Source organism: Hymenobacter sp. YIM 151858-1 (genome assembly GCF_025979705.1).
Lineage (GTDB): Bacteria > Bacteroidota > Bacteroidia > Cytophagales > Hymenobacteraceae > Solirubrum.
Window position 1 is genome coordinate 1,991,090 of sequence record NZ_CP110136.1, and the last position, 25,616, is coordinate 2,016,705.

At 60.5% G+C, this 25,616-nt stretch carries 22 protein-coding genes and 1 pseudogene; 4 read left to right on the plus strand and 19 right to left on the minus strand.

From position 1 onward, the window contains the following. Nucleotides 1–70: 70 nt before the first annotated feature. The 14 genes and pseudogenes from ftsZ to mraZ form a co-directional block, all read right to left on the minus strand. Nucleotides 71–1,660: a cell division protein FtsZ gene (ftsZ, locus tag OIS50_RS08855; protein ID WP_264693985.1), complete on the minus strand. Its 1,590-nt coding sequence runs from the start codon at nucleotides 1,658–1,660 to the stop codon at nucleotides 71–73. Nucleotides 1,661–1,793: 133 nt separating this feature from the next. Further along, nucleotides 1,794–3,173, minus strand: a complete 1,380-nt coding sequence (ftsA, locus tag OIS50_RS08860) for a cell division protein FtsA (RefSeq protein WP_264693987.1) — start codon at nucleotides 3,171–3,173, stop codon at nucleotides 1,794–1,796. An 83-nt stretch (nucleotides 3,174–3,256) separates the two neighbouring features. After that, the gene (locus OIS50_RS08865) at nucleotides 3,257–3,964 is read right to left on the minus strand and encodes a cell division protein FtsQ/DivIB (RefSeq protein ID WP_264693989.1); all 708 of its coding nucleotides are present in this window, start codon (nucleotides 3,962–3,964) and stop codon (nucleotides 3,257–3,259) included. 40 nt (nucleotides 3,965–4,004) lie between these two features. Further along, entirely contained in the window at nucleotides 4,005–5,450 is a 1,446-nt protein-coding gene (gene murC, locus OIS50_RS08870) for a UDP-N-acetylmuramate--L-alanine ligase (protein ID WP_264693991.1), read from the minus strand. Continuing rightward, complete coding sequence (gene murG, locus OIS50_RS08875) at nucleotides 5,447–6,613, minus strand: undecaprenyldiphospho-muramoylpentapeptide beta-N-acetylglucosaminyltransferase (RefSeq protein WP_264693993.1); 1,167 nt, start codon at nucleotides 6,611–6,613, stop codon at nucleotides 5,447–5,449. The genes murC and murG overlap by 4 nt, the downstream gene beginning before the upstream one ends. A gap of 73 nt (nucleotides 6,614–6,686) precedes the next feature. Continuing rightward, complete coding sequence (locus OIS50_RS08880; protein WP_264693995.1) at nucleotides 6,687–7,868, minus strand: FtsW/RodA/SpoVE family cell cycle protein; 1,182 nt, start codon at nucleotides 7,866–7,868, stop codon at nucleotides 6,687–6,689. Between the two features lie 46 nt (nucleotides 7,869–7,914). Further along, nucleotides 7,915–9,297 (minus strand): UDP-N-acetylmuramoyl-L-alanine--D-glutamate ligase, encoded by a 1,383-nt coding sequence (gene murD, locus OIS50_RS08885; protein ID WP_264693996.1) that lies wholly within the window; start codon nucleotides 9,295–9,297, stop codon nucleotides 7,915–7,917. Nucleotide 9,298: 1 nt separating this feature from the next. Further along, nucleotides 9,299–9,577: a hypothetical protein gene (locus tag OIS50_RS08890; RefSeq protein ID WP_264693998.1), complete on the minus strand. Its 279-nt coding sequence runs from the start codon at nucleotides 9,575–9,577 to the stop codon at nucleotides 9,299–9,301. A gap of 3 nt (nucleotides 9,578–9,580) precedes the next feature. Beyond that, on the minus strand, nucleotides 9,581–10,801 hold the full coding sequence (gene mraY / locus OIS50_RS08895; protein ID WP_264694000.1) for a phospho-N-acetylmuramoyl-pentapeptide-transferase: 1,221 nt from the start codon (nucleotides 10,799–10,801) through the stop codon (nucleotides 9,581–9,583). Between the two features lie 240 nt (nucleotides 10,802–11,041). Further along, on the minus strand, nucleotides 11,042–12,532 hold the full coding sequence (locus tag OIS50_RS08900) for a UDP-N-acetylmuramoyl-L-alanyl-D-glutamate--2,6-diaminopimelate ligase (RefSeq protein ID WP_264694002.1): 1,491 nt from the start codon (nucleotides 12,530–12,532) through the stop codon (nucleotides 11,042–11,044). Between the two features lie 50 nt (nucleotides 12,533–12,582). Continuing rightward, nucleotides 12,583–14,883: a penicillin-binding protein gene (locus OIS50_RS08905; protein ID WP_264694004.1), complete on the minus strand. Its 2,301-nt coding sequence runs from the start codon at nucleotides 14,881–14,883 to the stop codon at nucleotides 12,583–12,585. 8 nt (nucleotides 14,884–14,891) lie between these two features. Then, entirely contained in the window at nucleotides 14,892–15,521 is a 630-nt protein-coding gene (locus tag OIS50_RS08910; RefSeq protein ID WP_264694006.1) for an FtsL-like putative cell division protein, read from the minus strand. A 7-nt stretch (nucleotides 15,522–15,528) separates the two neighbouring features. Next, nucleotides 15,529–16,485 carry a 16S rRNA (cytosine(1402)-N(4))-methyltransferase RsmH gene (gene rsmH, locus OIS50_RS08915; protein ID WP_264694008.1) on the minus strand — a complete coding sequence of 319 codons (957 nt, stop codon included), beginning with the start codon at nucleotides 16,483–16,485 and terminating at the stop codon, nucleotides 15,529–15,531. A 25-nt stretch (nucleotides 16,486–16,510) separates the two neighbouring features. Further along, nucleotides 16,511–16,961 (minus strand): annotated as a pseudogene (gene mraZ / locus OIS50_RS08920) (division/cell wall cluster transcriptional repressor MraZ); the annotation flags it as partial. Between the two features lie 317 nt (nucleotides 16,962–17,278). On the opposite strand from mraZ, the gene OIS50_RS08925 reads away from it, so the two are divergent. The 3 genes from OIS50_RS08925 to OIS50_RS08935 all read left to right on the plus strand — a co-directional run bounded on the left by OIS50_RS08925 (nucleotide 17,279) and on the right by OIS50_RS08935 (nucleotide 20,661). After that, nucleotides 17,279–17,746, plus strand: a complete 468-nt coding sequence (locus OIS50_RS08925) for a hypothetical protein (RefSeq protein WP_264694012.1) — start codon at nucleotides 17,279–17,281, stop codon at nucleotides 17,744–17,746. Nucleotides 17,747–17,847: 101 nt separating this feature from the next. After that, a complete protein-coding gene (locus tag OIS50_RS08930; RefSeq protein ID WP_264694014.1) occupies nucleotides 17,848–20,193 on the plus strand; it encodes a TonB-dependent receptor in 2,346 nt (781 codons plus the stop codon). A gap of 84 nt (nucleotides 20,194–20,277) precedes the next feature. Next, entirely contained in the window at nucleotides 20,278–20,661 is a 384-nt protein-coding gene (locus OIS50_RS08935; RefSeq protein WP_264694016.1) for a heavy-metal-associated domain-containing protein, read from the plus strand. 78 nt (nucleotides 20,662–20,739) lie between these two features. Here the strand turns inward: OIS50_RS08935 and OIS50_RS08940 are convergent, their stop codons facing one another. After that, entirely contained in the window at nucleotides 20,740–21,309 is a 570-nt protein-coding gene (locus OIS50_RS08940) for a hypothetical protein (protein ID WP_264694018.1), read from the minus strand. Between the two features lie 257 nt (nucleotides 21,310–21,566). Here OIS50_RS08940 and OIS50_RS08945 point away from each other — a divergent pair, with 257 nt between their 5' ends. Beyond that, nucleotides 21,567–22,304: a LytR/AlgR family response regulator transcription factor gene (locus tag OIS50_RS08945; RefSeq protein WP_264694020.1), complete on the plus strand. Its 738-nt coding sequence runs from the start codon at nucleotides 21,567–21,569 to the stop codon at nucleotides 22,302–22,304. Nucleotides 22,305–22,344: 40 nt separating this feature from the next. On the opposite strand, the gene OIS50_RS08950 is transcribed toward OIS50_RS08945, so the two are convergent. The 4 genes from OIS50_RS08950 to OIS50_RS08965 all read right to left on the minus strand — a co-directional run bounded on the left by OIS50_RS08950 (nucleotide 22,345) and on the right by OIS50_RS08965 (nucleotide 25,554). Then, nucleotides 22,345–23,097, minus strand: a complete 753-nt coding sequence (locus tag OIS50_RS08950; protein ID WP_264694021.1) for a fatty acid desaturase — start codon at nucleotides 23,095–23,097, stop codon at nucleotides 22,345–22,347. Between the two features lie 59 nt (nucleotides 23,098–23,156). Continuing rightward, nucleotides 23,157–24,005: a 4-hydroxy-3-methylbut-2-enyl diphosphate reductase gene (locus tag OIS50_RS08955; protein WP_264694023.1), complete on the minus strand. Its 849-nt coding sequence runs from the start codon at nucleotides 24,003–24,005 to the stop codon at nucleotides 23,157–23,159. Nucleotides 24,006–24,108: 103 nt separating this feature from the next. Then, nucleotides 24,109–24,648, minus strand: coding sequence for a hypothetical protein (locus tag OIS50_RS08960; protein WP_264694025.1), 540 nt, complete (start codon nucleotides 24,646–24,648; stop codon nucleotides 24,109–24,111). 24 nt (nucleotides 24,649–24,672) lie between these two features. Next, a complete protein-coding gene (locus OIS50_RS08965; RefSeq protein ID WP_264694027.1) occupies nucleotides 24,673–25,554 on the minus strand; it encodes a phytoene/squalene synthase family protein in 882 nt (293 codons plus the stop codon). Nucleotides 25,555–25,616 lie beyond the last annotated feature (62 nt).

Consider the following 25,616-nt stretch of genomic DNA (forward strand, 5'->3'; position numbering starts at 1 on the left):
GCACCAAAGCAAAGGCCCCGCCGATTAATCGGCGGGGCCTTTGCTTTGGGTTAAGTCGCGGGTACGTGGGTTAGTCCACGTTATCGTGCAAGAAGCGGTTGTCGCCGAGCAGTTCGTTGTCGTCGGAAAGGTTGAAGCGCGAGATGTTACGCTCCGACGAAGGCTGCACCGGTTCCAGCTTCACCTGCCGGCGCAGGTACGCAGGCACTTCCATTTGCTCCTTCACTGCATCCGACGACAAGCCATTGCTTAGCTCCATTAGTCGGCGGCGGCGCTCTTCGGCCCGGGCATCCAACGACGGACGAGCGGGAACTGCCTGCGGCAGCGGCTCGGCCGGGGCAGCGGGCATATGCTGCACCACTTGCAAGGGCTCGGGTGCCGAGGGTGCGGGGTATACCACGGGCGGCACAAACGGCGAGGGCGACTGCTCTAGGTCGAAACGGGCCTGGGGCTGCTCGGGAACTGCGGGCGGCGTAACGGCCGGGTACTCCACGGCAGCCACTGGCGTAGCGGCTACCGGCGCGGGCGGCACCACTACCGGAGTTGGGGTGGGCACCACCGGGCGCATGCCGATGGGCTCGTGACGATCCTTGTCGAACAGGTTAATCTGCGGATCGGGCACTACCACCGGCTCGGGCTTGGAGGAAGGCTCCACCTCGCGCGACAAGCTGTTCATGATGGTGATGCTGTGTGCTTCGCGGGCAAAACCCGTGGCAATTACCGTCACGCGGATGCTCTGACCCAACGTACCGTCGATGCCGTGGCCAAAGATAACCTCGGCATCCTGGCCGGCTTTGGCCTGGATGTACTCCGTGATTTCGGTCAGTTCGTCCATCTCCAGTTCGGCCTGGTCGCCCGACATGATGGAGAGCAGAATCTTCTGCGCGCCGTGGATATCGGTGTTGTTCAGCAACGGCGAAGCCAGGGCCTCTTCGGCGGCGCGGCGGGCGCGGTTTTCGCCTTCGGTGATGCTGCTGCCCATTACGGCCGCACCCGAGTCCTTCATGACGGTTTTCACGTCTTCAAAGTCCACGTTCACGTCGGCCGTTACGGTAATAATCTCGGCAATCGACTTGGCAGCGGTGCTCAGCACGTTATCGGCCTTCGCGAAAGCCGAACGGATGGGCAGGTTGCCGTACATCTCGCGCAGCTTATCGTTGAGGATAACGAGCACCGTGTCGCAGTTATCGCTCAGGTCGCGGATACCCATTTCGGCTTGCTGGCGCTTTTTGCGGCCCTCAAACATAAACGGCGCCGTTACGATGCCCACCGTGAGGATACCCAGCTCTTTGGCCACCTTGGCAATTACCGGCGCGGCACCCGTGCCGGTGCCACCGCCCATACCAGCCGTAATAAACACCATTTTGGTGCCGTTGCTCAGCAGCTCCCGAATTTGCTCGCGGCTCTCGATGGCAGCCTGCTTGCCGCGCTCCGGGTTGGCGCCGGCACCTAGGCCTTCCGTCAGATCAACGCCGATTTGCAGGCGGTTCGGTACGGACGAGCTCTGCAACGCCTGCTTATCAGTGTTGCAGATAACGAACTCTACATCTTTTATCCCCTGCGAGTACATGTGGTTGACGGCATTGGAGCCGCCGCCACCCACACCAATCACCTTGATGATGGACTTGCTTTGGGGCGTGATATCAAATTTGAAATCCATGGCAGGTTGGGTCAATGATCAATTCACAATGATCAATGAACAATTGAGCGGAGAGCAATTTACGTACGAACTCGGCAGCTACCGCAAGCTCGCTTCTACTTTGCTCATTGTCAACTGATCATTGTTCACTGACTTAGTACTGTTTGTCGTCGAAATCGTCGATAAGAAGGCCTTTCGTCTTCGTGATAATGTCGCGCAGGAAACCGGCGGCCTTGCTGGGCTGCTTGGGTTGCTCCGGCTGCTTGGCTTGCGGCTGGGCCTGCGCAGGCTGGGCTGCCGGCGGGGTATTCTGCCGAACCGGGGCCTCGTGCGGGCGCGTCATGGTGTATTCGTCGTATTGCTGGCGCGAGCCGCGCTCGTCGAGCGAGCGGTAGCCGCCCAGCACCAGGCCCACCGTGGTAGCGTACATGGGCGACTTCACAGCCTCGATGCGCGATTTGCCCAGGTGCTCGTTGGGGTAACCAATGCGGGTATCCATACCGGTGATGTACTCGGTCAGCTGCACCAGATTTTGCAGCTGCGAGCCACCACCCGTCAGTACAATGCCAGCCGCCAGGCTTTTCTCGAAGCCGGTGCGCTGAATTTCGGCGTACACCAGCTCCAGAATCTCCTCCATGCGGGCCTCGATGATGTAAGCCAGATTCTTCAGGCTGATTTCCTTCGGCGCCCGGTCGCGCAGGCCCGGAATGCTCACGATTTCGTACTCCGAAGCCTCTTCCGCAATGGCTTTGCCGAACTTCACCTTCAACTGCTCGGCCTGGTTTTGCATCACCATGCAGCCTTGCTTGATGTCGGAGGTGATAATGTTGCCCCCAAACGGCAGCACGGCCGCATGGCGGATAATACCATCCTTGAAGATAGCCAGATCGGTGGTACCGCCGCCGATATCGATCAGAGCCACGCCAGCCTCCTTCTCCTCATCCGACAGCACCGACATCGACGATGCCAGCGGTTCCAGAATCAGGTTATCGATTTCGAGACCAGCCTTGGTCACGCACTTGTTGATGTTGTTGATGGCCGTGCTCTGGGCCGTGATGATGTGGAAGTTGCCCTCCAGGCGCACGCCCGACATGCCCACCGGATCCATGATGTTCTCCTCGTAATCCACCTTGTAATCCTGGGGCATTACGTGGATAATCTCCGAGCCCGGAGGCGTCACCAAACGGTACATATCGTTGGTGAGGCGCATCACATCTTCCTGCGTAATCTCGCTATCGGCCGAGGCCCGCGTAATGGAGCCGTTGTGTTGCAACGACTTAATGTGCTGGCCGGCAATGCCTACGTTTACAATTCCGATGTTAATTCCGGATTGCTCTTCGGCCTGCCGAATAGCACGTTTAATTGCATCAACGGTCTTATCAATATTCGAAACAATACCACGCACCACACCTTCCGACACGGCTTTGCCCATGCCGAGAATTTCGAGTTTGCCGAATTCATTTTTTCGGCCCACCAAGGCGCAAATTTTGGTGGTGCCAATGTCGAGACCTACTACAATTTTATCGTGCTGCATGGAGGTTATGGCTGGCGGGTAAAGCGGTGTTGAGGGTCGGGAGAAAGCAAATTGCCGGAAAATCAGATAGTTTCAACGGCCTTCTATTCGCAAATTATTTGATTCTGGAATTCCACATTAACCCGGTGGTACGTATCCCATCCTAAAGCTGGCGGAATTTGGCGGTAAAATACCATGAGTTTCGCGAATTTTTCCGAAATATTCTCAGGATATCCAAATTCTACACGCTGGTCGCCCACCTGCTGGGTAAACGTCAGCTTGCCGTTGGGCGACACGAATACTTCGGCCACCTGGGCGCGCCAAAACGGGTGCTCGTCGATGTAGCGCAGGAATTGGAGGTAGCGCTGCCCCGTAGAATCCTGGAAGAACTGGGCACTCAGCGGCGCCCCGCCTACGCGGGCAATGGGCACCACGCGCGCCGAGTAAAGCATCGACAGCGGCAAGGTTTGGCCGTCGGCATCCACGTACAGGTCTTTGTCGGCTTCGGGGTGCACTAAGCGGGCAATCGGGCGGTTCTGCCGCACATCGGCGTGCAGGTTGCCGCCTAGGTCGCGGTACACCTGAGCATCCTTCACAAACGGGTGGGTTTTCAGACGGCCTTCCAGCGCACGCAGGTCGAGGTCCTGTGGCTCGGCGCCTTCCAGCTGCTGATTACCGTTGCGCGTGAGCAATGCCGTCACTTGCTGTTCGCTTATGAAGAAATTATTGAACTCGTTACCAATCGAAACAATTACCGAACCCACGGGGCGGTTGGTTTGCCGCACCGAGGCAAATACCGTTAAAGCCGTCATTAGCAGCAGGCTACCAATAACGAAAAGTACATTTTTTGCCTTACGCTTCAGCGCCATACCACTTATTGTTCAGAATTTTTTTCAATTCCGGGACAAGCTGGTCGATATCGCCTGCGCCAATGGTCGTCACTATTTCAAAATCTTCGTCGCCGTAGGCACTTTCTACCTGCAGCAGGCGCTCCTTCGAGAGCAGGGCTTTGCGGGTGTTGGTAAGCTTCTCGAAGATGATGTCTGATTCGATGCCTTCGATGGGCAGCTCGCGTGCTGGGTAGATAGGCAGCAGAATAACCTCGTCGGCCAGGCTTAGGCTTTGGGCAAACCCCTCGGCAAAATCGCGGGTGCGGGTATAAAGGTGCGGCTGAAAAATGGCCCGAATGCGCTTGCCCGGGTACAAGGCCCGCACCGAGCGCAGAAAGGCCTCAATCTCGCGCGGGTGGTGGGCGTAATCATCAATGAAAGCATGCTCCTCCCCTTTCGTGAGCACAAACTCAAAGCGGCGGTGCACCCCGCGGTACGCAGCCACGGCTTCGGGTAGTTGCTCCCAGGGCAAGCCTACCATGCTGGCCGCGGCGGCAGCAGCCAGCAGGTTTTCTACGTTGTGGTAACCGGGCACCGGCAGCTCCAAGCCGGGCACGCGTACATCCCCTAAGCCAGGTGCCAGCAAGTCGAAGTGAAACTTGTGGCCTTGGGCCTGAATGTGGCCGGTATGCAAATCGGGGCCTTGCTCGGGCGTGAGGCCGTAGTGCAGCACACGCACGCCGGGTTGCACAGCCGTAGCCAGGCTTTGGTCGGCCGTATGGTTGAGCAGCAGCGTGCCGCCGGGCTTGATCTGACTCACGAACTGCCGGAACGACTCGACCAAGGCCGACTGCTCGCCGTAAATGTCGAGGTGGTCGGCATCGGTGCTCGTTACGATGGCCACATCGGGGTGCAAGGTCAGAAACGACCGGTCGTATTCGTCGGCTTCTACCACCACAGGTACTTCGGACCCGGCCTCGGCAGGAGGCAGCAATAGGTTCGAATCGAGGTTGACGCAGATACCACCTAGGAAAGCGCCAGCGGGAATGTGAGCGTGGTGCAGCAAGTGGGCTACCATGCTGCTCGTAGTGGTTTTGCCGTGCGTACCCGCCACAGCTACCGTGCGGCGGCCCTGGGTCAGCAAACCCAGCACCTGGCTCCGCTTCTGAATGTTGAAGTTGTTCTCGCGCAGCCAGGCCCATTCCTGGTGGTTTTTGGGCATAGCCGGCGTCAGAATCACCAACGTTTTATCGGGGTTTACCCGTACTTCGGTGGGGATGCTGAGGGGGTCGTCGTTGTAGTGCACATGAATGCCCTCGCGCTGCAGCGCTTCGGTGAGTGGCGTACGGGTTTTGTCGTAGCCCCACACAATGTGGCCGTTGGCCCGGAACCAGCGCGCCAGCGCCGACATGCCGATGCCACCAATACCTAGGAAGTAGACGTAGGGAAACTGAGCTACAGGGTTCATCGGGCTGCTAGGGCGCGTTGGCGTTCGATTAAGATTTCCAGCTCGTCAACGATAGCCGTGGTGGCATCGGGGCGGGCAAGGGGCAGGATGTTGCGGCGCAGCTCGGCTTGCCGGGCGGGGTCGCGCAGCAAATCCAGGGCCACATCGTAGAGCTTTTGCGGGGCCTCGGCATCGGTTACCAGCAAAGCCGCAGAGCGCGAGGACAATGCCTGCGCATTTTTTGTTTGGTGGTCTTCGGCCACGTTGGGCGAGGGCACCAGCACGCACGGCTTGCCCGTGAGGCAAAGCTCCGAAACCGACAGCGCACCGGCCCGGCTGACGACTACATCGGCGGCGGCGTAGGCCAGATCCATGCGTTTGATGAACTCCAGCGCGTGCAGGCCGGCGGCGGCAAAAGGAGCAGCTTCTTGCTCGGCATTGGGGTAGTAAAGCTTGCCCGTTTGCCAGAGCAGCTGCACCCCGGCTTCGCGCAGGCGCGGCAGGGCCGCTGCCGTGGCTTGGTTGAGGGTGCGGGCACCTAGGCTACCACCAACCACCAGCAGCACCGGGCGCGCCGGATCGAGGCCAAAGAACTTTAGGGCCTCCTCACGGCTGCCGCCGGCAATTTCGCTCCGCACGGGGTTGCCCGTAAGCACCAGCCGCTCCTGCGGAAAGAAGCGCTCCATGCCTTCGTAGGCCACACAAACCTTATCGACGCGGCGCGCCAGCAGCTTGTTTACGAGGCCGGCATAGGAATTTTGCTCCTGAATCAGGGCCGGAATAGCGCGCGACGTGGCGGCCAGCAGCACCGGCGCCGAGGCGTAGCCACCCACGCCCACTACGGCATCGGGCCGGAAACGCTCGAGCAGCTTGCCCGCTTTGCGCACGGCCCGAAACACCTTCACCGGAAACAGCAGGTTTTGTGGCGTGAGGCGGCGCTGCAGCCCCGAAATATCGAGGCCCACAATGCGGTAGCCGGCTTCGGGCACGCGCGTCATTTCCATGCGCCCGTTGGCGCCCACAAACAGAATGTCGGCATCGGGGCGGCGGCGGCGCAGCTCGTTGGCAATGGCTACGGCCGGAAAAATGTGCCCACCCGTGCCCCCGCCGCTGATGATAACGCGGCAAGAAGCCGAGGTCTGCGGCGATTCTGAAGTAGGAATGCTGAATTCTGAATTCGACATGGAAAAAGGATTCGGAAGTTGAACGCTGAGGCGAGGCGGTGTTATTTCAGCATTCAGAATTCAACCTTCAGAATTAAGCAAAAGCGGTTTGTTTCGGAATCCGGGGCGCATCATCGGGTTCCCCGGTCATGGGCCGAAGCTCCCGCTCGCCGCGGCTCACGCTTAAGATAATACCGATGCTGATACCGGTGAAAATAAGCGAAGTACCACCCATACTGAGCATGGGCAGCGGCAAGCCCGTAATCGGACCTAGGCCCACGGCCACACCCATGTTCACCATGGCTTGCAACACCAGGCTAAAGCTCAGCCCGGCCGAAAGCAGCCCGCCGAAAGCGCCGTAACTGCGCATCACGGTAATCAGCCCGCGGTACAAAAAGGCCAGGTACAGAAACAGAATACCGATGCCCCCGGCAAAGCCGTATTCTTCAATAATTACGGCGTAGATGAAGTCGGAATACGGGTGCGGCAAGATGTTGCGCTCGGTGCTTTTGCCAGGGCCTTTGCCGGTAAGGCCGCCCGTGGCAATGGCGATGTAGCTGTGCTCGAGCTGAAACGGCACCGGCTTCGACTTGTCGGTGAAGGACTCGATGCGCTTTTGCACCGTGCCCCAGCGCTGCCCGGCCGTAAGGGCCACGCCACCTAGGGAAACCACAATCACCACCGTCAGGAGCATGTGCTTCATGGGCACGCGGCCGATGAACATCAGCAGCAGGCAGGTGAAGAACAGCAGCAACGCCGTGGAGGCGTTCGACAGCACGATGATGCCGCAGATAACCCCTACCCAGATCATTACGGGCAGCAGCGTGGTTTTGAAGTTCTCGATGTATTGCTGCCGGCGCGACAACATGCTGGCTAGGTGCGAAATCAGCGCCAGCTTGGCCAAGTCGGAAGGCTGAAACGTTTGGTTGATGACCGGAATGGTAAGCCAGCGCGAAGCGTCGTTTACGGTAGTACCCCCGAAGAAATACGTGAACAGCAGCAGCGGTACCGAGGCCAGCAGCGCGTACAACGACCAGCGCGAGTAGTGCCGGTAATCGACGAGGTGCGCCAGCCACGCCGAAAACAGCCCGACGAAAATCAGACCGGCGTGTTTGATGAGGAAGTACTCGGTGTTACCGCCCATCTTCTTGTAAGCCAGCGTGCCGGTGGCCGAGTACACCACCAAAATGCTGATGACCGAAAACATCAGCACAATGGCCCACAGGATAGGGTCGCCCTTTAGGTTGCGCTGCAGCCAGTTTTTGATGGGTTCCATGGCGGTAGGGGCGCGTTGCACGTGCCCATTGGGTTTGGGATATACTTTAACCGATAGCGGGTGCGTGCGACGCGCCCCCACATTCCGCCACTGCCTGGGCAAATTGCCGGCCGCGGTCCTCGTAATTCTTGAACAAATCGAACGAAGCGCAGGCGGGCGAGAGCAGCACCACGTCGCCGGGTTGGGCCAGCTGGGCGGCGCGGCGCACGGCCTCGCGTACGTCCTGGGTTTCCTCCAGGTGCGGTACTACCTCCCCAAACACCGCGCGCAGTTTGGCGTTGTCGGCACCTAGGCAAATCAGCGCCTTTACTTTGTCGCGGGCCAGCGGCACGAGCGTGCTGTAGTCGTTGCCTTTGTCGGTGCCGCCCGCAATCCAAATCAGCGGGGCTTTCACGCCGTCGAGGGCAAACCAAGCGGCCTCCACGTTGGTGGCTTTGGAATCGTTGATGAACCGCGCGCCGTTGATTTCGCCCACGGGTTGCAGGCGGTGGTCGGCGTTGTGGAACCTAGGCAGCGCGGCCTCAATCTGCTCCACCGAAACGCCGGCTACCCGCGCGGCCATAATGGCGGCGGCTTGGTTCTGGCGGTTGTGTTGCCCGATCAGCGGCGAGCGGGCAATGCTTACTTCCTCGTAGCCGTCGTTCTGCACGTGCGGTATGTCGAGGCGCAAGGTGGTTTCGGAGGTGAAGTACGCTGCACAACGCCGCTCGGGGTGCTCCTGCAGGGTAAACGGTAAATCGTTGGTATCCACAAATACCGACTGATACTCCTGCTCGATCACGCGGTCGTCGGCGTTGTAGATGAAGTAGCTGCTGCTATCCAAGTTGCGCGTGAGGCGCAGCTTGGATTGGGCATACTTCTGCATGGAGTAATCGTAGCGGTCGAGGTGGTCGGGCGTAATGTTCAGCAGCACCGCCACCGAGGGCGTGTAATCGTAGGTATCGTCGAGCTGAAAAGAGCTCAGCTCCAGCACGTACCAGTCGAACGCATCCTCGATAACCTGTTCGGCAAACGAATGGCCAACGTTACCGGCCAGGCCTACCTTATAACCAGCCTCTTTTAGCAGGTGGTAGGTAAGCAGCGTGGTGGTGGTTTTGCCGTTGGTGCCCGTAATGGCAATGCTACGAGCTTTGGTATAGCGGCTGGCCAGGTCGATTTCGGAGATAACGCGAATCCCTTTCTCGCGCACGGCTTTCATTACCGGCGCTTTTTCCGGAATACCCGGGCTCTTCACGATTTCGTCAGCCGACAGGATTTCCGCCAGCGTGTGCGTGCCTTCTTCGTAGCGGATACCGGCTTTGTCGAGTTTCTCCTTGTAGGCAGGCTTAAGCGCGCCGCCGTCCGACACGAATACCTCGTGCCCTTTGGCTTGCGCGAGTAGCGCCGCCCCCACCCCACTTTCGCCCGAACCTAGGATTACCAGTTTCATTCTATTCGCTATTGATTCGTTCTAATGCCTCGAGTACGGTTTCCTTTAGCTTATCCATGCCGTAGTAGCTAGGATCATCGTTACGTAGTTTATCATCCGGCTCGAAGAAATCCAGATCGTAGGCCAACTCTCTCAATAACTCGGCTTGTGCTTCGGAAACAGAAAACTGGTCGTTCCACACGAGCTTTTGAAACCGCTGTACCAAGCCCAAGACTTCGCTAGGTGATTTCTCGACTACCGTTTCCGCCAGCAAGCGCCTCATAGCAGTCAAGTCGGCCATAACCTAACGCAATTTCAAGGTCACAAGGGTCAGTACTGCCAGCATGATACCCACAATCCAGAACCGCGACACGATTTTGGATTCGTGGTAGCCTAGCTTTTGGTAGTGGTGGTGCAGCGGCGACATGCGCAGCAGGCGGCGGCCTTCGCCGTACTTGCGCTTGGTGTACTTGAAGTAGCTCACCTGCACCATTACCGAAAGGTTCTCGACCAGGAAAATGCCGCAGAGTACCGGAATGATCAACTCTTTGCGCACGATGAGGGCCAGCACAGCGATGATGCCGCCGATGGCCAACGAGCCGGTGTCGCCCATAAATACCTGCGCCGGGTACGAGTTGTACCACAGGAAACCCACGCACGCTCCCACGAAGGCGGTACAGAAAATCGTCAGCTCGCCCACGTTCGGGATGAACATGATGTCGAGGTAATCGGCCAGCACAGCGTTACCCGATACAAAGGCGAAAATGCCCAGCGTGGTGCCGATAATGGCCGAGGTGCCCGCCGCCAGGCCGTCGAGGCCGTCGGTGATGTTGGCCCCGTTCGATACCGCCGTGATGATGAAAATCACGATGGGAATGTAGAAGAAGGCGTAGTACTCGTTGAAAAAGTCGCCGGCCGTGGCAAACAAGTCGCCGTAGTTCAGCTCGTTGTTTTTGGCGAACGGGATGGTGGTAATCATCAGCTTCACGTCCTGGTACACGCGGCTGGCATCCACGGCCGAAATCTGGCCGTTCGGGAGCAGGTATTGGCGCACCGTTACGTCGTGGCTGAAGAACAACACCCAGCCCACCGTCAGCCCTAGGCCAATCTGGCCCAGCATTTTAAAGCGGCCGGCCAAGCCTTCCTTGTCCTTCTTCACCACCTTGATGTAGTCGTCGACGAAACCGATTAGGCCGAGCCATACTGTACTCAAAATCATCAGGATAACGTAGATGTTATCGAGCTTGGCGAACAGCAGCGTGGGCACCAGAATGGCCAGCAGAATAATCAGGCCGCCCATGGTGGGGGTGCCCTTTTTCTCCAGCTGGCCCTGCAGACCTAGGTCGCGCACCGTTTCGCCGATTTGCTTGCGGCGCAGGATGGCAATCAGCCGTTTGCCAAACAGCTGCGCGATGATAAGCGAGGTAACCACTGCCATGGCCGCCCGGAACGAGGTATACTGGAATACACCCGTGCCCGGAACGTTATAATGGCGGTGCAAAAAATCGAAGAGGTAGTAGAGCATTAGTGGGGGCTGGAGCGGCAGCCAGTTCAAGCGCGGTGAAGCAGCAAAATTTCGGCTTTTTCGGGTGCGGTCAAACGTTGCGTTTGTAGTGATTTTGTGCTAATCGGGTCGTTGTCGGACGAACTCATTCAAACGTCATGTCGAGCTTGTCGAGACATCTCGCGTGCTGATGTTTGATAGAAATTACTATCCGGCGAGATGTCTCGACTGCGCTCGACATGACGTTCGGAAGACCTGCAATTACAAGCTCAGCAGTTCGTAAGCTTCGCGCAGCACTTCACGGTCGTCGAAGGCGGTGCGCTGGCCTTGGATTTCCTGGTAGGTTTCGTGGCCTTTGCCGGCTACCAGCACAATGTCCTGGGGCCGGGCAATGGCGCACGCGGTTTTGATGGCTTCGCGGCGGTCGGGCACGGTGAGGTACTTGCCCGCGTCGGTGGGGCGTACGCCCGCTTGCATCTGCTTCAGGATTTCGTTCGGGTCTTCGAAGCGGGGGTTGTCGGAGGTAAGCACCGTGCGGTCGGACAAGCGGCAGGCCAGCTCGGCCATTACGGGGCGCTTGGCCGCGTCGCGGTTGCCGCCGCAGCCCACCACGGTAATCACCTGTTGGTCGGGCCGGCGAATTTCCGCAATCGTTGTCAGCACGTTTTCCAGCGCGTCGGGCGTGTGGGCGTAATCCACAATGCCCACCACGCGCTTACGCGGCGACACAATCGGCTCGAAGCGGCCCGGCGCCGAGGTTAGGCCCGAAAGCACCGTCAGGGTTTCTTCGGGGTCTTCGCCCAGCAGCGTAGCCGCACCATACACGGCCAGCAGGTTGTAGGCGTTGAATACCCCAATCAGGCGGAACTGCACTTCGTGGCTGTCCACTTCGAGCAGCAGCCCTTCCACACTATTTTCGATGAGGCGGCCGCGTACCGTGGCGAGGCTGCGCATGGAGTAAGTGGCCTTGCTGGCCTTGGTATTCTGCAGCATTACCATGCCGCGCTTGTCGTCGGCGTTGGTGAGGGCAAAGGCCGAAGCGGGCAACATGTCGAAAAAGCCCTTTTTGGCCTTTATGTAGTTATCGAACGTGCCGTGGTAATCGAGGTGGTCGTGGGTGAGATTGGTGAAGATGCCGCCGGCAAAGTGCAGGCCCGTTACACGGTGCTGCACCACGGAGTGCGAGCTAACCTCCATAAAGGCATGCGTGCACCGAGCGGCCACCATGCGTGCCAGCAGCTCGTTCAGCCGGATGGCATCGGGCGTGGTGTGCGTAGCGGGGATTACCTCCTCGCCAATCTGATTTTGCACCGTAGAGAGCATGCCGGCTTTGTAGCCCCGCGCCGTAAACAGCTTGTGCAGCAGCGTAGCGGTGGTGGTTTTGCCGTTGGTACCCGTTACGCCTACCAGCTTCAGCTGCTTGGATGGATGCCCGTAGAACGCCGCCGCCATGTGCGCCATGGCTTCGGCGCTATCCGCCACCCGTACATACGTAACCTGTTCGCTTAGCTCCGCCGGGAGTTCTTCGCACACCACCACGCTGGCCCCTAGGTCGGTGGCCTTGCCGATAAACTGATGACCATCGGCCTGCACGCCGCGCAGCGCGAAAAAAACCGTAGCAGCGGCCGCCTGGCGCGAATCGAGGGTGAGGTTAGCAACGAGTACGTCAGCCGCGCCGCGCTGCTCGAGCACGTTTACGTCGGTGAGTAAGTCGCGAAGCGGGTGCTGGGGAGTGGAGGTTAGCGAAGACAAGAGCAGTAGAGCAGCGGAAGGGTCGGAGAATGGGTTAAGCGCGGCCGAGGCTAGCGCGAGCGCGCAGGCTTCAGGCCGGGGTACAACGTACCCTGGCCATCGGGGCGGGCGGTGGGCTGGCCGCTGGCCGAAACGGGCTCGGGTATTACCGTGGGCTCGGGCGCCACGGTGGGCTTGGGCGGAGCGTAAGGCAGCACGGGCTGCGCGGCTTTCGCTACCACGGTGGGGTCTTTGAGTTCCAGCATAATGGTGGCGCCGCGTTGCAGCGGCGCCCCGGCCGGCAACGATTGCCGCGTAACGCGGCCCGTACCCACGGTGCGTACGCGCAAGCCGCGGTTCTCGAGCATAAACAGCGCATCGCGGCGGGTTAGGCCTGCTACATTGGGCACGCGGCCCCGGCGCACCGGCAGGGGCTGCCATTGCAGCGCCTTAATGCCCTGCTGCGTATCGGCTCGCACCCACTCATCGGCCGACGAGCCCTCGGCGTGGTTGCTGACACCTAGGCGGCTGCACACCAGTTGCAGGTCTTCTTGCAGGCCGGTATGAGCGGCAGGCACCAGGGCTTTGCGCAGCGGCGCACGGGCCAGAAGGGGGCGCTGGCTGGCTTGGTCGCGGGCCATGGCTTTATCAGATACCTCGCGGAACACCGGGGCGGCTACGTCGGCACCGTAGATGCGGCCGTTCTTGGGCGAATCGACCACCACGATGCACGAATACTTGGGCTTATCGGCCGGGAAGTAGCCGCAGAAGCTGGTGGAGTAGGTTTTGGTGTAGCGGCCGTTCTTGAATTTCCAGGCCGTGCCGGTTTTGCCGGCAATCTTGTAGTCGGGCGTACGAATACCGCGGGCCGTGCCGTTTTCCACCACCCCCTCCATCATGGCCTTTACTTTGGCCAGCGTAGCGTCGGAGCAGATTTTGGGGTTCAGCACCTTCGTCTCGAAGCGCTCCAGCACCTGGTCGGCCTGCTTGATTTCGCGCACGATGATGGGCTGCACTTTCACGCCGTTGTTAGCCACGGCGTTGTAGAAGGCCAGCGTTTGCAGCGGCGCCAGCTTCAGCTCGTAGCCGATGCTCATGGTGGAGAGCGAGGTGCGGCTCCAGGAGCGGTCTTGGGGGTCTTTGATGTAGGGCCGGGCCTCGCCGCTCATCTGAAAACCCAGGGGCTGGTGCAGGCCAAATTTCTTCAGGTAGTCGGTGTACTTGTTGGGCTCGGGGCTGAAGTGGTCGTTCACCAGCTTGGCCACGCCAATGTTCGACGACTTCTCGAACACCTGCTGCACCGATATTTTGCCGTAGGGGTGCGAGTCGGTCTTGACGGCCCCGGCAATTTTCATCGATCCCGTGCGGCCGGTGTTTACGGAGTCGTTCAGGTCGAGCTCGGGGTTGTCTTCAAACAAGGCCATCATCGAGGCCAGCTTAAAGGTAGAGCCCGGCTCGGTACGGCCCTGGTCGGCAATGGCGTAGTTGTAATCCTCGCGGTACACGCCGTCGGCCACTTTCCCTAGGTTGGCCACAGCCTTGATTTCGCCGGTTTTCACCTCCATCAGGATTACCGTGCCGTACTGCGCGTTGTTGTCCATCAGGCTGCGCAACAGGGCATTCTCGGCCACGTCCTGCAGGTTGATGTCGATGGTGGTTTTGATGTCGTAGCCATCGAGCGGCTTCACTTCGGCCGCGTCGTACACGGGCTTCAGGCCGCCGGGCAGGCGCTCGAACAGCGCCTCGCCATCCTTGCCGGCCAATTGCTTGTTGAAAGTGTACTCGAGGCCCGCGCCGTGCTTTTCTTCGTTGATGAAGCCAATGGTGCGCTGCGCCAGGCCGCCGAAGGGCCGGAAACGCTTATCCACCTTCTCGAAGATGACGCCGCCGCGGTTTTTGCCAGCCCGGAAAATGGGCCAGGTAGCCAGTAGCTTTTTCTCCTGAAAGTTGATTTGCCGCGAGTTGAGGCGCACGTAGCGCACCCGGGCTTTGGGGTTGTGCGCGTTTTTGAGCTTGCGCAGGTACTCGTCTTTGCTACGGTCGCCGAAAAAGCGCGACAGCAGCAGCGCCAACGAATCGGCTTTGCGGTTGAACAGCTCGTCGCTTACCACCGAGGGGTCCCAGGCCACCCGGTAGAAGGGCAGCGAGGTAGCCATAATGCTCTCGTTGTCGGAGAAAATGTTGCCGCGCGTAGCAAACACCGGTTGGTACACAATGCGGCGCTCCTGCTCCAGGGCGCGCCACCGCTCCCCTTCCTGGTACTGAATGCGCTGAATCTTCCAGACGATGGCGCACGAAAACAGCAGTACGCCCAAAAAGGCGAGCCGAACTCGTGTAACGATGGATTTCTTAACGCTGCCCTGCTTGCTCATGCCTATGGCTAGTGTTGCTCTTCTTCGGGGGTGGGCGCGGCAGCAGGCTGGGTTGCCGAATCTACGGCGGCGGAGTCGCGCACGGCGCGGGCGGCCAGGGAGTCGGCGGTAATCACCGGCAGGCGGTCGAGTTCGGCTTCATCGAGGCCGCCGGCCGGCACCGTAATGCGGAAAGGCGGCGACGAGCTTTCGACCAGGCCGTAGGCGGCCACCTTGCGCGCCACCTCGCTTTGCTTGCTGGCCTCCATGTAATCCGATTTCAGGGTGGTGTAATCGGCGCGCAGGTCTTCGGTTTCCACTTTCAGCTTCTGAATGCTGCGGTTCATGCGCGTGGCGTAGTGCGTGTTGCCGATGTAGAGCAGAATCAGGAACATCACGAACAGCGTGTGCGGCAGAAAGCGCACGGGCACGCCGTCGCGGAACAGGCCATCGACGTTTACTACTTTCTCGACTACCGAGAAGATGCTCCAGGTAGACTGCCGACGCGGCTTGGTCTCCGGCTCGGGGCGCGGGCGCCTGGGCTCGGGCACCGGTTCCGGCTCGGGCAGCTGCTCGGGCTCGGGGGCCGGCGGCGCTACCTCGCGCGGCACGTTCTGGCGCGGCTGGTGCGTAGTAGGACGAAGCGTATTAACGGCCACGGACGATTCAGTGCTTGGGTTTGATAACGAACTCGTTGCGCACGCCCACGCGCAGCTTGGCGCTGCGGGCACGGTTGTTCAGCTGCAGCTCTTCTTCGGAAGCCGTAACGGGTTTGCGCGTGAGCACCTCAAAAGGTTTCTGCGGGTTGCCGAACAAATCCTTTTCTACCTCCCCGAAGAATTTGCCCGTGCCTAGGTAGTTTTTCACCAGCCGGTCTTCGAGCGAGTGGTACGACATGACCACCAGCCGCCCGCCCGGCCGCAGCACCTGGGCGGCTTGCTCCAGCATGGCCTCCAGTACCGTCAATTCGTTGTTTACCTCGATGCGCAAGGCCTGAAATACCTGCGCCAGGTACTTGTTTTCCTTGCCGCGCGGGGTGCAGCTGGCAATGGCTTTTTTCAGATCGGCAATGGTTTCGATGCCGCGGCCGCCCCGGCTTTGCACCACGGCCTTGGCCAGGGTGCGGGCGTTGGTTACCTCGCCGTACATGCCAAAAATGCGGTGCAGCTCGGCCTCGCCGTACTCGTTTACCACGTCGGCGGCGGTGGGGCCTTCGTCGGGGTTCATGCGCATGTCAAGCGGTCCGTCGAAGCGGGTGCTGAAGCCGCGCTCCGGCGTATCGAACTGGTACGACGACACCCCTAGGTCGGCAAGCAGCCCATCGACGGGGGCAGCCCCGCGGCGCTCCAGCTCGGCCTGCAGCTCGCCGAAATTGGCCCGGATAAACGTGAACCGATCGGCCCGCGGGCCCGCGAGCAGGCGCTGGGCCTGGCGCTCGGCGTCGGCATCCTGGTCGAAGGAGTACAAGTGGCCATCCGGACCCAGGCGCTCCAGAATAGCCCACGAGTGCCCGCCGCCGCCGAAAGTAACATCGACGTAGCGGCCATTGGGCTGCAGATCGAGGCCATCGAGGCACTCCTGCAGCATCACGGGGCGGTGGTAGGTCGCGTTGGGAGTTTCCATTGTTATGCGGCCAAACCGCCCGCCGGCGGCGTTTCGTTGGTCAAAAATTTCTGTGCCAGCTTCGAGAAGCTCTGCTGGTCTTTAATCAGGTATTCGTCGTAGCGCGTGGGGTCCCAGATTTCGCAGCGGTTGCCCAAGCCCACGATGATGGCCTCCTTCTCGATGCCGGCGTAGCGCAACATGGTGCGCGGCAGGCCAAAGCGCCCGATGTTATCGAGCTCTACCTCCGTCATGCCCCGGAAGAAGTTGCGCTGAAACTGGCGGTACTCCTCGTTGAACTCGTCGAGCGCCATCACTTTCTCATGAATCACGCGCCACGCCGACCTAGGGTAAAGCACCAGGCACGGCTCAAACCCTCGCACCAGCACCAATTGGCTACCCGACTGCTCGGGCAGGTTGGCCTTTACCTTCGCCGGCAACACGAGCCGCCCTTTCGGGTCGAGCTTGCATTCGTATTCGCCGGAGAGCAGGTTCATAGGTTAGGGGCAAAAAGAAGCCGTAGCTTTGCGGATGGGGTACGTGCACGAGGTCGGTAAACAAAAGTACGCAAGCCCTTCGAAAAGGCAACCACCATTTACCATTTTCTACCACTGCCAAAAAAGCCCGTTTTGGGCAATCTGAGGGCTTTTTGTGTAGGTTGACTAGCGCCTGGGGCAGAAAGTGGTAGCAGCTGCTGGCGCTTGCCAAATTGGCAGCAAGGCTACTTCGGTACCTAGGGCAAAGCCAAAATCATGTACTGGCCCGGCCTTTATCTGTACGGTCGCGGCTCGGGCTTACTGCGTATCTTTGTACTGTGAAGAAACGCTCGTTGCTCCTGCGCCTGACAAGCCTGTGGCTGGCCCTGCTGGTGCTCACCTCGTCGGTGGGCCTCACGGTGCAGCAGCACACTTGCTTTGCCAGCGGGCAAACGCAACGGGCGGTAGTACTTACGCCGCACCACGTGTGCGCACCCAAAGCCGCCGTTGCCGACGCGCCGCCGGCCTGCAATAAGCCCGCTCCCGTTGCCAAGGCATCGGTGAAAGACGGCTGCTGCGACTTCAGCGCCCATCACCACAAGGTCGATACCGCGGCATCCTCGGGGCCGCTGCTGAAAGTAGTTGCGCCTGCTCTGCTGGCCGTGCTGCCCCAACCGGTTTGGGCGCCGCAGGCAACGGCAGCCGCAGCTGTTGCGCCCCAGCTTACCTGGCACGCGTCCGACTCCTCTCCTCCCCTCCGAGCGGGCCGTGCTTTGCTGGCCTTCAAGTGCACGCTCAACGTCTAGGTTAGGCTCTTTTTCGGCAATGCCGGCACCGTTTGGTGTTGGCTGGCTTGGCCCTGCGCGGCCATCCCTCTCCTCTCCGGAAGACCTAACCTCTTGACTTTATGCCTGCTTCGTTGCGAAGCCGCGCCCTGCGCCTTGCGCCCTTGCTCCTGCTTGGGGCCGCGCCGGCCGCATTCGCTCAATCAACTGCCGCGCCCAAACCCGTACGCGGCGAAGTAACCGATGGCGCCTCGCGCGCCGCCTTGCCCGGCGCCATTGTGCGCTGGCTCGGCACCGACCAAGCCGCCACCACCGACGACAAGGGCTTGTTCGTGCTGCCTTATTCTACTAAAGCTACCTCCGGGCGGCTCGTGGTAAATGCCCTGGGCTACCGCCCCGATACCGTGCAGGCCGCTCCCTACGTTCGGGTAGCCCTTAAGGGCAGCGCCGAGCTGCAGGAAGTTGTGATTACCGAGCGGGCCCCGAGCTACTCCTCGCTCACACCTACCAACACGCAGGTAATCAGCGCGCAAGACCTGACCAAGTCGGCTTGCTGCAACCTGGCCGAAAGCTTCGAGACCAACGCTTCGGTTGAGGTTTCGACCACCGATGCTGCTTCGGGGGCCAAGCAAATTCAGCTGCTGGGCCTGGATGGCTCTTACTCGCTGCTGACGGTGGATAACCTGCCGGCGCTGCGCGGCCTGTCGTCGCCATACCGCCTTAACTACCTGGCCGGCCCCTGGATCGAGAGCATCGACATCATCAAGGGCATGGGCTCGGTGGTGAATGGCTACGAGTCGGTTTCGGGGCAGGTGAACGTGCGGCTGAAGGAGCCCGATGCCACCGACCGCCTGCTGTTCAACGCCTACGTCAACGACTTCGGCAAATTCGACCTGAACCTCAACACCTCGGCCCGCATCAACCCCAAGCTGAGCACCGCCCTGCTGCTGCACGCCGACCACCTAGGCAACCGCATCGACCGCAACCGGGACGGGTTCATGGACCTGCCCCTGGCCACGCAGTACAACCTGATGAACAAGTGGAAGTACAAGTCGGGCAAGGCCGTGGTAAGCGAGCTGGGCGTGGGTGCGCTGCGCGAAACGCGCCTAGGTGGCCAGGTTGGTTTTCGGGCCGAGGAGGTGGGCAACCCCAACTACGGCATCACGCAGGCAACCAACCGCTACACGGCCTACAACAAAACCTCCTACACCTGGCCCACCAAGCCCTACCAGAGCCTGGGCCTGCTGCTTTCGGGCACCAGCCATAGCTTTAACTCCACGTTTGGCGGCAGCACGTATGGTTTGCCGTTTGATGTGGTGCTGCAAGAGGGCAACCTGTTTAGGCCGCAGCGCCGGTACGATGGCACGCAACGCACCGGGCTGGCAACGCTGCTGTTCCAGAGCGCCATCGGCAACACCGCGCACGTGTACCGCCTAGGTGCCAGCTACCTCTACGACGACTACCAGGAGTACCTGCGCACGGGCCCCAACGCGGCCGAAACGCCGGAGCAAACCCGCCAGCGCGAGCGGCGCGCCCGCACCGAGCGCGTGCCCGGCGCTTTTGCCGAGTACACCTACCAAAACTCGCGTAACCTGACGGTAGTGGCCGGCGCCCGCGCCGATTACCACAACCTCTACGGCTGGTTCGTGACGCCGCGCCTGAACGTGAAGTACGACCCCACCAGCAGCACGGTGTTGCGCCTGGCGGCTGGCCGTGGCTACCGCGTAGCCAACCCCATTGCCGAAAACACGGGCATGCTGGTGAGCAGCCGCCCCTTCAGCATTGCCAACAACCTGCAGGCCGAGCGGGCCTGGAATGTGGGCGGCTCCGTGTCGCAGTACTTTACGGTGGCCGGCAGGCAGGCAACGTTTGTGGCCGATTACTACCACACCATCTTCCAGAACCAGGTGGTAGCCGACCCCTATTCGTTGCCCTCGATGCTCATTATCGGCAACCTGGCGCCGGGCGGCCGCTCGTTTTCGCGCAGCTTCCAGGCCGAAGTGCAAATTGAGCCCGTGAAAGGCCTGCACGCCAAAGCTGCCTATAAATGGCTCGATGTGAAAACCAGCTACGGCAACCGCCTGCTGCCCAAGCCGCTTACGCCGCAGCACCGCTTGTTTGCCAACGTGGGCTACGCCAGTGCCTACGACAAGTGGCGCGCCGACCTCACGGCCCAGTGGTACGGCAAGCGCCCCTACGCCCCCAGCCTGATGCACCAGCACGACGCCGGCGCTGCCGGCCCGGTGCTGCGCTACGCCCCGCGCTACGCCTTGCTCAACGCCCAGCTTACCCGCGCCTTTAAGCGCATCGATGTGTACGCCGGCGTCGAAAACCTGACCAATTTCCGGCAGCGCAACCCCATCGACGCAGCCGCGCAGCCTTTCGGACCCATGTTTGATGCTGCCATGAACTGGGGCCCCATCTATGGGCGTTTGACTTACCTCGGCATGCGCTTCCGGCTGGAATAGTATTTGGTACAGGGTAATCGGTAGCTAGTACTCAGTGCCCTGCACCCCCCGAAACTTCTCTCCTTTTTTCTTCCTTCTGTAATCATGAAAACCCTCCGCGCACTTTCCTTTGGCCTGCTGGCCGTTGTTGGTACCCAGTTCTCGCACGCCCAGGACACCGCTCCCAAAGCCAAGCAGAAAGCCGGCACCGAGCAGGTGAGCATCAAAACCTCGGCCGTGTGCGATATGTGCAAAGCCCGCCTCGAAAAGGCTTTGGCCTACGAAAAAGGCGTGCAGGCTGCCGTGCTGAACGTGCCCACGCAAATGCTCACGGTTACCTACCGCACCGATAAAACCAATGCCGACGCCCTGCGCTCGGCCGTGGTGGCCACCGGCTACGATGCCGATGCGAAAACCGCTAACGCCAAGGCATACGAGCGTTTGCCCGAGTGCTGCAAAAAAACCAACGGCGTGCACACCACCGAATAAGCCCGGGGTGGCACTACCCCCCGAAGCAAATCGGCGACCTAGGCACCTAGGTCGCCGTTTTGCTTCGGGGCCAATCAATTAGGCCGCAAGCGGCGGGTTGGAGTGGGTAAGCTCCTGCACATCGAAAGTGAGCTGCAGGCGCAGGGGCAAGGGCCTGCTCAGGCGCCGGCGGTGCGTGCCCGAAACCTCCACCGTAAACCAATCGGCGCGCAGGTACTCGAGCAGGTTGATGTGGCCTTGCACCTGCATATCGATGCGGTCGGGGCGCACTTGCCGCTCGCCGAACGAGGCAATGTGGGCTTTGCGGTCGTGGGCGGTTACAAAGCAATGGCCGCTCGAGAGGGCGTTGAGCGTGGGGCCGCGGTGCGGGCCGGTGCAGGGCGCTTCGGGCAGCAACTCGAGGCTGGCGGTGCGCAGGCTTACTGCTACCACGTTGGGCGAGGTAAGCGCGGCCAAACAATCGAGGTTAGAAGGCAGAGTTACTTCCGAAACAAACAGCAGGTCGAGGGCCGGGTCGATGCGCAGCTTAATGGAACGGGCACTTACGCCCGTGCGCATGGTACGAGCCCGCTCGTGGCGCGGAATGGTAAGGGCCACTCCCAACACAAGCGGCTGGATTGGGGGCGTGGCGGCAACAAAACGAGACATAGCAGCAGGTGTGAAAAAGAGCGGTCGGAGGCATACAGTAATGTACACACTTTCAGTCGAGTAGCCAGCACAAATTTGCAGTTAGGCCGCAAAAGGTTGCACCCCGCAGACTACCTAATTATTAAAATAGAGGAACCGGTAATGGTGGTCGACTAAGATGAAGTAGCAGTATGCCAGCATTGTTTTCTTTCAATAATTTTTAGCACACAATATTTCAACTCGCTATATTCACCCCAACGCCCCTACCCAACCAAGTCATGAAGATTACCTGCTTGCTTCTCGACGACGACCCGCTGGTGTTGGATTTGCTACAGGCCTATGCCGCCATGACGGATGTGCTGGAGGTAAAAGCCACGTTCACCGATCCGCTCGAAGCCCACCGGTATTTGCTCGATCATCAGGTGCAAGTGCTGTTTTCCGACGTGACGATGCCGCACCTCTCGGGCCTCGACCTGGTGCGCTCCTTGCGCGAGCCGCCGCTGGTGGTGCTCATGACTTCGTACCCGCAGTACGCCATGGAGGGCTTCAACCTCGATGTGTGCGACTTTCTGCTGAAGCCCATCTCGCTCGACCGGTTTCTGAAGGCCGTTAACAAAATTGCGGGCCTGCTGCGCACCGCGCAGGTGCCAGCCGCCGAGTCGGGCGATGCGCTGTCGGGCTGGGGCTCGTTCTTCATCCGTACCGATTCGCAGTTTGTGCGCCTGCACTACCGCGAGGTGCTGTACATCGAGGCCCTGAAGGATTTCACCAAAATCAACACCGTAGACGGGCGCACGCACCTCACGCTCGTCAACCTCAAAAATATCGAGGAGCAGCTGCCACCCGGCATGTTTGTGCGCACGCACCGCTCCTACCTCGTCAATTCAACCCGCATCGACTCGGTGAGCAACCAGGAGGTGCGCGTGGGCGGCCAGGCGTTGCCCCTGGGCCAAACGTACCGCGACAAGGTTACCGAGCGCATCGTGAACCGGGCCCTCATCAGGCGCACCCACTAGCCTGGCCCTAGGTGCCGAGGGCCCCGCGCCGCGGCAGCACCTAGGCGTGCTTGGTGCGCCACAGCCGCCACCACGGCAGGTAGGGCTGATCGTGGTGCTCGTAGTGGTAGCCGAAAAAGTAGCAGCTCACAAAGGCCCACAGGTGGTGCGGCAGCTGGCTGCGCGATTTGTGCACGTTGTCGGGGGCGTGCTCGCCGCGGTGGGGCAAGTACGTGCCAAAGTAAAACAGCTGCACCGTGGCCAGCACCGCGGGCAGCATCCAGAAGGCAATAACGTTGGCCGCCGGAAAAAACAGCTTCAGTACGTTGAAGGTGGCCGCCATCAGCAGCACTTGCCACACCGTAATGTAGTTGCGCGCGAAGCGCAGCAGCCACAGCGCAAAGCCGGGGTGCCTGCCGTCATGAAAATCGGGGTCGTCGGGGGTGGCTACGTGCCGGTGGTGCGCGTGGTGCCGCGGCAGCAACCTAGGAAACCAGTTGTAGGCAAAGAGCAACGCCGTGAGGGTGCCCAGGGCGTTGTTCAGGCGGCGGTTGCTGCTTACCACGCCGTGCATGGCATCGTGCGCCGTAATGAACAGCCCCGTGTACAGGTGCGTTTGCACCAGGGCCAGCAAATAGGGCCACGGCGTGCGCCAATCAGGCTGGTAGTAGGCCAACAGGTACGTCAGCAACGCCGCCCACGTACCCAAAATCAGCAGGGCCACGGCAACCCCCTTCTGGCCCAGCGGCTCGGGCTTTACGCGGCGCTGTGGTGCTGAAATGGTGGGGGGTTGGGTCGTTTGCAAAAGCTTCATGGGTACGTTCTGGCAATGTTGGCCCAGCCGCGTGGGCAGCAACTCACCAGCTCACTTTCTCACAATCTAAGCAGGGCATCGCGCACGTCTTCCATCAGCCACATGGGCGTGCTGGTGGCGCCGCAAATGCCAATGGTTTGGCCCAGCTGAAACCACTCGGGCTGCAGTTCCTCCACCTTCGAAATAAAGTGCGTGTTGGCGTTGGTGTTTTTGCACACCTGGTACAGCACCTTGCCGTTGGAGCTTTTGGTGCCCGATACGAACACAATCTGGTCGTACTCGGCGGCAAAGCGGCGCAGCTCATGGTCGCGGTTCGATACCTGCCGGCAAATGGTATCGTTGGCCGCCACCTGGTAGCCCCGCCCCTCCAGCTCGCCCTTAATGCGGTAAAAGCTGTCGGTGCTTTTGGTGGTTTGGCTGTAGAGCGTAATGTTCGGCGGCAGCTCGTGGCGCAGCAGCTCGTCGAGGTTCTCGAACACCACCGCGTCGCCGCGGGTTTGGCCCAGCAGGCCGCGTACCTCGGCGTGGCCGTGTTTGCCGTAAATGAAAATGCGCTCCTTGCGGTCGTAGCTGCTCTTGATGCGGTTTTGCAGCTTCAGCACCACCGGGCACGAGGCATCGATGAGCGTGAGGTTGTTCTGCAAGGCCATTTGGTAGGTGCTGGGCGGCTCGCCGTGGGCGCGTATCAGCACCTTCTCGTCGCGCAGGCCACCTAGGGTTTCGTAATCGATGATGCGCAGGCCGCGCTTTTCGAGGCGCTCCACTTCTTCATCGTTGTGCACGATGTCGCCAAGGCAATACAAATACCCTTGCTCGTCGAGGATGTCTTCGGCCATCTGAATGGCGTAGATAACCCCGAAGCAAAAGCCGGAATTCGGGTCGATGCGGACACTGAGGTTGAGCGGCATATCTGTCTCGGTAACCAAGGAGCCAGGCAGAAGGTTGCGGCGGAGTGTGCGGCAGAAGGTGTGAATTCTGCTTTAATATAGCACACTCCCGGTACCGCACAACCTACTCGGGCAACTGGCGCAGTTTGGCGGCCTCGGGGCCGCCAATGTGGTTGTGGGTGAGCATAAAATCGCGCACGATGCGGAAGCCTTCGGCATCGAGCCCCGACTGGGGGTGGCGCAGCAAGGCCTGCGTCAGCAAGGCGCGGTCTTCGTCGAGGTGCTTGCTGGCACCCAGGAACTTGGGCAGGTTGCTCTCGATGCTGAAGCGCAGGAAGCGCACCTCGGGGTGTTTGGGGTTAAGGGCCACGGCGGCATCAAACTGCTGGCTGGCGGCCTTCACCCGGTCGAGCTTATCGAACACGCCCCCGGTGTGCTTGGCCATAATGGCCTCGGAAGCGGCTTTGTAGGCCAGCACCACGGCGTCGCGCTGGGTGTAGCCGCGCATCAGCAAATGAAACCGGCGGCTGGCCTCTTCGTTTTCGGCGGCCTGGCGGTAGTGGCGGCGCAAGGCGGGCAAAGCGTACGGCGAGTGGGCGTCGGTATCGGTAGCTGAAAGCACGGCAACAAGCAGGGTTAAGAACAGGCCAAACAGGAGTTTCACGGGCGGGGCACTGGCGCCGGGGCCTTAGATGGCCCGCAGGCGGTACCGAAAGTACGACCCAACCAGCAGCAGAAGTTTCGTGTTGTCGGGCACGCGCACGCGCCCGGCCAGAATGCGCTGCGCCGGCAAGGCCCGAATGGTGGCAAACAGCTTGAGGTAGTATACGTAGGCCAGGTACACTCCCAGGCGGGCCGAGCGCGGCAGCTGCACAATGCCCGCGTAGCCCGCGTCGAAATCGGCCTTAATGTCGTCCTCGATGCGGCGCTTGCAGGCGTCGTCGAACTGCTCGTAGCACACCCCGGGGAAGTACACGCGGCCGCGGTCTTCGTAGTCGGAGCGTAAGTCGCGCAAAAAGTTGATTTTCTGAAACGCGGCCCCCAGGCGGCGGGCGGGTTGGCGCAGGCGCTCAAACTGGGCATCGTCGCCCTCGCAAAACACGCGCAGGCACATCAGCCCCACCACCTCGGCCGAGCCGTAGATGTACTCGTTGTAGAGCGGCTCGTTGTAACAGATATCCTCGAGGTCCATGGCCATGCTGTGCAGAAACGCATCGATAAACTCGCGGTCGATGCCGTAGCGGTGCACGGCCAGCTGAAAGGCGTGCAGCACGGGGTTCATGCTGAACTGCTCGTCGATGGCGCGATGGGTTTCCGAGCGAAACTCGCGCAGCAGCGCGGTTTTGTCGCGGTCGTGGAAGGTATCCACGATTTCATCGGCCCAGCGCACAAAGCCATACACGGCGTAAATGGCCTCGTGAAAGCGCGCATCGAGGCTACGAATGCCCAGCGTGAAGGAAGTGCTGTAGCGCTTGGTGATGAGCTTGCTGCACCCCAGGCTGGCTTGGTCGAAAAGGGCCACGTGGTCCGCAACGGGCGGCGGCGAAACGGCGGGTGAAAAGGTGGCCATGCTGGAAATGTGGTGTGGTGCTTGGTACTACGCAACAAAGAAGCCCGACGGTGGCCTGCGGC

Excerpts from the sequence above, each read along its gene's own strand:
- OIS50_RS08905 (WP_264694004.1), bottom strand. The coding sequence starts at position 14,883 with ATGAGCAAGCAGGGCAGCGTTAAGAAATCCATCGTTACACGAGTTCGG.
- OIS50_RS08880 (WP_264693995.1), bottom strand. The coding sequence starts at position 7,868 with ATGGAACCCATCAAAAACTGGCTGCAGCGCAACCTAAAGGGCGACCCT.
- ftsZ (WP_264693985.1), bottom strand. The coding sequence starts at position 1,660 with ATGGATTTCAAATTTGATATCACGCCCCAAAGCAAGTCCATCATCAAG.
- mraY (WP_264694000.1), bottom strand. The coding sequence starts at position 10,801 with ATGCTCTACTACCTCTTCGATTTTTTGCACCGCCATTATAACGTTCCG.
- OIS50_RS08965 (WP_264694027.1), bottom strand. The coding sequence starts at position 25,554 with ATGGCCACCTTTTCACCCGCCGTTTCGCCGCCGCCCGTTGCGGACCAC.
- OIS50_RS08945 (WP_264694020.1), top strand. The coding sequence starts at position 21,567 with ATGAAGATTACCTGCTTGCTTCTCGACGACGACCCGCTGGTGTTGGAT.
- OIS50_RS08950 (WP_264694021.1), bottom strand. The coding sequence starts at position 23,097 with ATGAAGCTTTTGCAAACGACCCAACCCCCCACCATTTCAGCACCACAG.
- murD (WP_264693996.1), bottom strand. The coding sequence starts at position 9,297 with ATGAAACTGGTAATCCTAGGTTCGGGCGAAAGTGGGGTGGGGGCGGCG.
- OIS50_RS08955 (WP_264694023.1), bottom strand. The coding sequence starts at position 24,005 with ATGCCGCTCAACCTCAGTGTCCGCATCGACCCGAATTCCGGCTTTTGC.
- ftsA (WP_264693987.1), bottom strand. The coding sequence starts at position 3,173 with ATGCAGCACGATAAAATTGTAGTAGGTCTCGACATTGGCACCACCAAA.
- OIS50_RS08930 (WP_264694014.1), top strand. The coding sequence starts at position 17,848 with ATGCCTGCTTCGTTGCGAAGCCGCGCCCTGCGCCTTGCGCCCTTGCTC.
- rsmH (WP_264694008.1), bottom strand. The coding sequence starts at position 16,485 with ATGGAAACTCCCAACGCGACCTACCACCGCCCCGTGATGCTGCAGGAG.
- OIS50_RS08935 (WP_264694016.1), top strand. The coding sequence starts at position 20,278 with ATGAAAACCCTCCGCGCACTTTCCTTTGGCCTGCTGGCCGTTGTTGGT.
- OIS50_RS08865 (WP_264693989.1), bottom strand. The coding sequence starts at position 3,964 with ATGACGGCTTTAACGGTATTTGCCTCGGTGCGGCAAACCAACCGCCCC.
- OIS50_RS08940 (WP_264694018.1), bottom strand. The coding sequence starts at position 21,309 with ATGTCTCGTTTTGTTGCCGCCACGCCCCCAATCCAGCCGCTTGTGTTG.
- murG (WP_264693993.1), bottom strand. The coding sequence starts at position 6,613 with ATGTCGAATTCAGAATTCAGCATTCCTACTTCAGAATCGCCGCAGACC.
- OIS50_RS08890 (WP_264693998.1), bottom strand. The coding sequence starts at position 9,577 with ATGGCCGACTTGACTGCTATGAGGCGCTTGCTGGCGGAAACGGTAGTC.
- murC (WP_264693991.1), bottom strand. The coding sequence starts at position 5,450 with ATGAACCCTGTAGCTCAGTTTCCCTACGTCTACTTCCTAGGTATTGGT.